The sequence below is a fragment of the Arthrobacter sp. H5 genome, assembly GCF_000520595.1.
Lineage (GTDB): Bacteria > Actinomycetota > Actinomycetes > Actinomycetales > Micrococcaceae > Arthrobacter_D.
In genome coordinates this window covers 25,013-31,732 of record NZ_KI915013.1, presented here as the reverse complement: position 1 = coordinate 31,732, position 6,720 = coordinate 25,013, and the positions used below count along the sequence as shown (strand labels likewise).

Annotated in this window: 7 protein-coding genes and 1 pseudogene; 5 read left to right on the top strand and 3 right to left on the bottom strand. The window is 61.7% G+C overall.

Going from position 1 to position 6,720, the window contains the following annotated elements; genetic code table 11:
- Positions 1-320 (bottom strand): transposase (locus Y708_RS28630; protein WP_162150494.1); only part of this gene is annotated, 320 nt, incomplete at its 3' end.
- 529 nt (positions 321-849) lie between these two features.
- Positions 850-1,017, bottom strand: a complete 168-nt coding sequence (locus Y708_RS29985; RefSeq protein WP_162150493.1) for a hypothetical protein — start codon at positions 1,015-1,017, stop codon at positions 850-852.
- A gap of 284 nt (positions 1,018-1,301) precedes the next feature.
- On the opposite strand from Y708_RS29985, the pseudogene Y708_RS0116955 reads away from it, so the two are divergent.
- A pseudogene (locus Y708_RS0116955) lies at positions 1,302-1,520 on the top strand (IS3 family transposase); the annotation flags it as partial.
- A 268-nt stretch (positions 1,521-1,788) separates the two neighbouring features.
- On the opposite strand, the gene Y708_RS31570 reads toward Y708_RS0116955, so the two are convergent.
- Positions 1,789-2,124, bottom strand: a complete 336-nt coding sequence (locus Y708_RS31570) for a DUF6480 family protein (RefSeq protein ID WP_343212985.1) — start codon at positions 2,122-2,124, stop codon at positions 1,789-1,791.
- A 414-nt stretch (positions 2,125-2,538) separates the two neighbouring features.
- Between Y708_RS31570 and Y708_RS0116945 the strand changes: the two genes are divergently transcribed.
- From Y708_RS0116945 to Y708_RS25895, 4 genes are all read left to right on the top strand, one after another.
- Positions 2,539-3,282 carry a hypothetical protein gene (locus tag Y708_RS0116945; RefSeq protein ID WP_216699820.1) on the top strand — a complete coding sequence of 248 codons (744 nt, stop codon included), beginning with the start codon at positions 2,539-2,541 and terminating at the stop codon, positions 3,280-3,282.
- A 126-nt stretch (positions 3,283-3,408) separates the two neighbouring features.
- A complete protein-coding gene (locus Y708_RS0116940) occupies positions 3,409-4,422 on the top strand; it encodes a LacI family DNA-binding transcriptional regulator (RefSeq protein WP_028280845.1) in 1,014 nt (337 codons plus the stop codon).
- The gene (locus tag Y708_RS0116935) at positions 4,419-5,969 is read left to right on the top strand and encodes a sugar ABC transporter ATP-binding protein (protein ID WP_051479102.1); all 1,551 of its coding nucleotides are present in this window, start codon (positions 4,419-4,421) and stop codon (positions 5,967-5,969) included. The genes Y708_RS0116940 and Y708_RS0116935 overlap by 4 nt, the downstream gene beginning before the upstream one ends.
- Positions 5,962-6,720 (top strand): ABC transporter permease (locus Y708_RS25895; RefSeq protein WP_035776706.1); only part of this gene is annotated, 759 nt, incomplete at its 3' end. The genes Y708_RS0116935 and Y708_RS25895, both read left to right, overlap by 8 nt.

Sequence of the window (6,720 nt, the reverse complement as noted above, 5' to 3'; positions counted from 1 at the left end):
AGGCCAAGTTGACGCTGCAACTGCCTGGCAGAAATTCCAGTTGTTCCCGTGGACATCAGGTAAGCAGCCCAGAACCACAAATGCAGCGCGGTATGGGTCTTGTGCAGGACTGTACCGGCCGTCAGAGACACCTGATAGGCGCAGCCACCGCACTGCCATAGTCGTCGTGCTGCTATCGGCCACGCCGTTGTGCCGCCACACCGCGGACAGACGAAACCCTCAGGCCACCGGCACTGGAACAGATAGTCCAGACACGCCTGCTCATCGCCGAATCTGGCCTGGAAATCCAATATCGCCCGCGGAAAATCTGGCTTGGCCATGAATAAACCCTACCTGAGCTAACCGTTCACCCACTAAGCACATAATTCCGGCAAGCTGGTTCTACTCTGCTTGGACGCGGCCCTTGAGGCGTTGCAGATCGCCCAGGTTGAGGTGATCATCCGAACTGGATAGCTCGGTTAGTAATGTCCGCAGATCCTCCTTGCCGTGCACGGCAGGTTGCAGAGCTTCGAGTTTGAGCGGGCCGCCGTGGCCTCCTCTTTGATGGAATGGATTCAGCGGACTGGCCTTATTTACTTGCACTCCAACCCCCGGCCAAGGCCATCTTGGCTTTGTCCAGGCGTAGCCCAAACGTCCTATAGACGAAGCGACATCGTCCCGGTCAGCTGCACTGTCCCATTCAGTCCAACGAGCAGTCCGGCGAACAAGTAGCCGTGAAGTGTGTTCTTTTGCGTCCATTCCACCAATTCAAAAGAGCTGCACTCCCCGGCTCTGTGGTCAGCAAACGGTCACCCCGGATAGCTGGACAGCCTGCCGTCGTCGATGGCCATGGCCGTATCTTCTCGTAGCTCAAGCACCGCCGTTGCCGTCCTTGTCCGGGTTATCCTCTTCCGGCTCAAAGTTCGATGGCTCCTCTGTCGAGCTGACTGCAATACCATCCTCGCTGTCGGGAATTGTGCCCTCGGGTCCAACCCCTTCTGCCTGTTCATCGTCCTCATGGTCGTCCTGCTTGCTCACCATTCGATCCTCCAAAATAGCTGGTTCCGGGCTTACATCTGATCCTAGGCTCTCTACACGAACTCAGCTCTAAAAACTGAGAAAATTCGGGAGACTCTGGTTCCAGGGTTTCAGCCTGGATAACCTCAAGTTTCTGGGTGCCCGGCCGGTACCAGCGACACGGACTGGGTGCTTAACCACGAATCTTGGCTAGTTATCAGCGCTTCCGGTGGGTAAGCGGTAGGTCTTTTCCCGGCACTGCATATGTTGGCCTGGAACCGAAGCGAACAAGCGCTCGGCGATTCGGCGATGGCTATGACAACGCGATGATGGAGTCCTTTTGGTCCAGCATGCAGATCGGGCTGTTGAACCGGAAACGCTGGAAGACCCGGACCGACTTGGCCAACGCGATCTTCGATTACATCGAGATCTTCTACAACCGCCAACGCCGCCATTCAGGCCTTGATTACCGGACCCCGATCGAGCACGAGCTACACTGCCAGAACCCACCCCAAACAGCCTGAGACTCATTCTTCACGGGGTAACCAATCCCTGGGGCAGGTCACCCACCAATCCACCAGTACGAGTGCCTGAGGCGCCTCAAACCAGGCTGCCATCGCCTCCGCAACCGGGTTCAAGGTGGGCCCCGATCAAGCTGCGATTTCCCACCAAAGTGGGCTCAAGTCAGATTGACAAAATCAACAAACCCTCGCGGCGAAGCAGAGCACCCCTGCCAGCGCGATCGGCCGCCTCGTACTCGAGAAGGAAAACGAGGAAAGGACCTATGTAACTTCAGCTTAGGAAAGGGATAATGTTGCCGATGATCAGGATGAACACCAGGACCACCATCACTCCGATTACTCCAAGCCACACGGCGGAGAAGCCTTTCTTTGGCCCATGCTCCTCGTGGCCCTGAGGGGCGCCAACGCTTGATTCTGCCGGGGGCGTTTCGCCCGGCGGTACTCCTCCATCCGGCTCGAGCCCAGTAATATTTCCCTGGCCGAGGAGTACGGAGAGTTGATCGAAATTGCCGATGAATCGGAGACTAGGCTGAACCCTCGTTTCCTTCAGGCGGTCGACGCTCTCGAGTCCGATGCCAATGTATTCCTCCAACTGACGGGGCCGCATCACTTCAATCTCCAACTGGAGTTGAAGTCACCACATGAGTGGTTTGTTGGAGAAATACCGGAGTGGACGGTCGTGCTTGCCGAAGGAGAGGAACTTGGTCTTGGTCGGTTGTCGGGAGCTGAACTTCGGTGGGCTCTCGCTGCTCTGCAATGGGCAATCTCGGGTCTGGACCCAACGCGCCCGCAGGTTTTCATGATGGACGAGCCCGAACGGGGTCTCCACCGCATGCGAGAACGCGAGCTGCCGCAGATGCTGCGCAATCTCTACAGCCGATCAGAGAACTTCATGGTCCTCGCTGCTTCTCATGCACCTGCGTTCCTCGACGTACGTGTCGGCGCACGGCTCCACCATGTCAGCCGCCTCCGAGGATTCCCAACCCGCCTGCGGTCCGTCGACCTAGGGTCAAGTGCGCTGATGACCGAGTCCGCCGAATCGTTAGGACTAGCTCCCAGTGATCTCCTGCAGCTGACCCGCGTCTTCGTCCTTGTGGAAGGAGCACACGACGAGATTGTTCTCAGGTCCGCGCTCGGGGAGGATATCCGCAGAGCTGGCGGACGCGTCATTCCCATCTCTGGCGCTTCGCACGCCCGTTCCATTGCCGACGCGAGAATACTCTTCGACGCAACGTCAGCTTCGATCGTATTCGTTGTCGATAACGTTCTTGCCGGTCCCACCCTTAGGATCTGGGAGCAGGCCACCACGGAATACAGCGAGGGACACCGAAAAGCGGCCAAAGCAACATTGGCCCGGTTGAGCAAGATCGGAAGCGGTCGAGAGACGCTCTGGCTTCGGGAACTCGGTGAACGAGCCGTCGATTCCAACGTTCTTCACAGGATCAGGCCGTTCGGGCTCTCCAAACGGGACATCCTGTGTTACTTACCGCCCTCAGCCTTCGGGCTCGGCGGATCAGACTGGGACGCATTTTCTAGCTCGTATGAAGAAGCGAAGGCAAGAGGGCTGACCAAAGAGAATTTCAAATCGTGGCTGACGAGTAAGCGCGGCGCCAACTTCTCGCGAGCCACAGTCAAGACGGCCGCCGAGATGATCGGGTCTCCCTTGCCGAGGGAGTTCAGCGAACTCTCCATGACGATACAGACCCTGGGGCTTATGGGTCCCCTAGATGATCTAGAGGACCCAGGGAAGACACCGGGCAACTAATTTACTGCTTCCGCCTCGTGATCGCCCACTGCCATGGGTGGCCTATTGACCCGCCCCACAACCTGTGGCATAGTCATGGAATCGATTCCATGGAATCGATTCCACAAGTAAAGCCAGGAGCATCAGGTGCGATCACTGACGATCAAGGACGTCGCCGAAAAGGCCGGCGTCTCCGTAGGGACCGCCTCCCGCGTGCTCTCCGGCCACCCCGCCACCTCCCAGGAAGCCCGCACTGCGGTCAGTGACGCAGTAAAGGAGCTAGGTTTCCGCCCCAACGCCCAGGCCCGCTCCCTCCGCAAAACCACCACGCAAACCATCGGCCTGGTCCTCCCCGACGTCCGCAACCCCTTCTTCGCGGACCTGGCCCACGCCGTCGAACAACGCGCCCGCGACTTCGAATACCTCACCCTGTTCGGAAACGCCAACGAAGACGCCGAACAGCAGGACCGCTACTTCGACATCATGCTCACCCAACGCGTCGACGGACTCATCGCGGCGCCACGGGGCAACCTCGCCGATCTCCAGGCAGTCCTGGACAGCGGCGTCCCCACCGTCTTCGTCGACCGTGTCATCGCAAACACGAAAGTCCCCAGCGTCACGCCCGACAACGCCACCGGCATCCAGGAAGCCGTCCGCCACCTCACCGGCCAGGGCCACCGCCGCATCGGCTACATCGCCGGCCCGCAGTCCACCTCCACAGGCCGCGAACGCCTCGCCGCCTACAAGGACGCCCTCACAGAAACACACGCCGACGACGACGGCGCCCTCATCTTCCTCGGCGACTTCCAGTCCGCCAGCGGCGCGGCCGGCGCCCGCCACCTCCTCGAACAACAAGACCCACCCACCGCCCTGCTCGCCGCGGACAGCCTCATGAGCATCGGCGCCATCGCCGTCTGCAACGAACGAGGCCTGGCCATCGGCGCCGACATAGCTTTCGTCGCCTACGACGACATCGAAGCCTTCACCCTCCTCAACCCCGCCCTCACCGTCATCGCCCACGACGTCAACGCCATGGGCCGCTTCGCCGTCGACCTCCTCACCCAGGTCATCGCCGGAGAAACCCCGGAATCAGTGATCCTGCCCAGCCGGCTCATCATCCGGGGCTCAACTCCGCCCCTTCCAGGAGGTCCAACGCAGTGACAGGTAACGCTCTGACCGACAACCCCATCCTGACGCTGGACAACGTCACCAAATCCTTCGGACCGGTGACGGTCATCAAAGGCGTAACCGTCAATGTCCACCCCGGCAAGGTGCAAGTTCTCCTCGGAGAGAACGGCGCCGGCAAATCCACGCTGATCAAGATGATGGCCGGCGTCCACCAGCCCGACGGCGGTCGCATCCTCGTGGACGGCAAGGAAGTACGCATCACCGACACCAACGCCTCCGAAGCACTTGGCATCGCCACCATCCACCAGGAACTCAACCTGGTCGGGTCCATGACCGTCGCCGAGAACATCTCCATGGGCCGCTTCCCCCGCCGCTTCGGGATGGTGGACAAACGCACAATGCGCGAGACCGCCAAGGAAGCCCTCGCGATGATCGGCTTGGACATCGACGTGGATCACAAAGTCGGCGAGCTCGGCATCGCCCGCCAGCAGCTCGTGGAAATTGCCAAGGCGCTCAGCCTCAACGCCCGCATGCTGGTCCTGGATGAGCCGACGGCGGCACTCACCAAACGCGAGATCAGCGCCCTCTTCTCCGTGGTCGAGGACCTGCGAGAGCGCGGCGTCGGCATGGTCTTCATCTCCCACCACCTCGATGAGATCGCCGCGATTGGCGACTCGGTCTCGGTACTGCGCGACGGCGAATTTATCGCCGAAGTGCCCGCCGACACTCACGAGGACGAACTCGTCCGCCTGATGGTGGGCCGCTCCATCGAACAGCAGTTTCCCCGCCGCCGGGAATACGACGGCCCGGCGGACACCCTGCTCGAAGTGAACGGGCTCTCCACCAAGGGACTGATCAATGACGTGTCCTTCACCGTGAAGGCAGGCGAGATCGTTGGCCTGGCCGGGCTGGTGGGCGCAGGCCGCACCGAGGTCATCCGCGCCATCGCCGGTGCGGACCCCTACGTGAACGGTTCGGTCCGGGTACGCGGCAAGGAACTGCCCAAGGCGAGCGTAGGCGCAGCCATTCGCGCCGGCGTCGGGCACGTCCCCGAAGACCGGAAAGTTCAGGGGCTGGTGCTCGGAGCGACGGTCAACGAAAACGTTGGCTACGCAACGCTCGCGACGACGGCGAAATCCGGTCTGGTGGACCGGAGCGGACAGCGCAAACGCGCCCAGGATGTTGCCGACAAGCTGCGCATCCGCATGCACACACTGGACCAGCCGGTGGGCTCGCTCTCCGGCGGAAACCAGCAGAAAACCGTTTTTGCACGCTGGATTGTTGCGAGCTCCTCCGTGCTGCTGCTCGATGAGCCCACCCGCGGCGTCGACGTCGGCGCAAAAGTTGAAATCTACGAACTGATGAACGCGATCACCGCCGCCGGCGGCGCCGTGGTCATGGTGTCCAGCGAACTTCCCGAGGTGCTGGGGATGAGCGACAGGATTCTCGTGATGAGCGGCGGACACATTTCCGGCGAACTGGCGGCCGACGACGCCACCCAGGATGCCGTCATGACGCTGGCAGTGCGCGATGTGCAGCGCGATCTCGAAGACAAGCTGATGGAGGACGGAAATGAGTAAGGTTGCAACGCCGACGGCGCCGAAGAAGGCGGCGGGCGGGTCACGAGCGACGAAGTTCCTCGCCGACAACGGCGCCCTGGTGGGACTCTTTGTCCTGGGCCTCGCCCTCTTCATCGCCACCCCTGACTTCCTGACCGGACCGAATCTGCTGAACATCGGCATCCAGGCCTCGGTGATCGCGGTGCTGGCCTTCGGACTGACGTTCGTGATCGTGGCGGCCGGCATCGACCTGTCAGTCGGCTCGGTTGCAGCGCTCTCCGCCATGGGGTCCGCGTGGATATTCTCGCAGGGGTCCATGCCGGGCTGGCTTGCCGTGGTGGGCGGACTCCTGATCGGCACGCTCAGCGGAGCGGTCAGCGGCTTCGCCGTCGCCTATGGAAAGCTCCCTTCCTTCATTGCGACGCTTGCCATGCTCAGTGTTGCCCGCGGTCTGACCCTGGTCATCTCCGACGGACGTCCCATCGCGACAGCACCCGAGGTGTCCTTCCTCGGCGGAAACGTGGGCGTCATCCCGATGCCGATCGTGGTGTTGGTGATCGCCGGCGTGGTCGCCGCGTTCATCCTCAACTTCACCGTCATGGGCCGCTACATGTACGCCGTGGGCGGCAACAAACAGGCCGCCCGCCTCTCCGGCGTCCCGGTCCGCAAGGTACTGGTCACCGTGTTCGCCCTCTCCGGGCTGTTCGCGGCCCTCGCCGGCCTGCTGCTCTCCGGGCGGCTCGACTCAGCCCAGCCACAGGCCGCGGCGGCG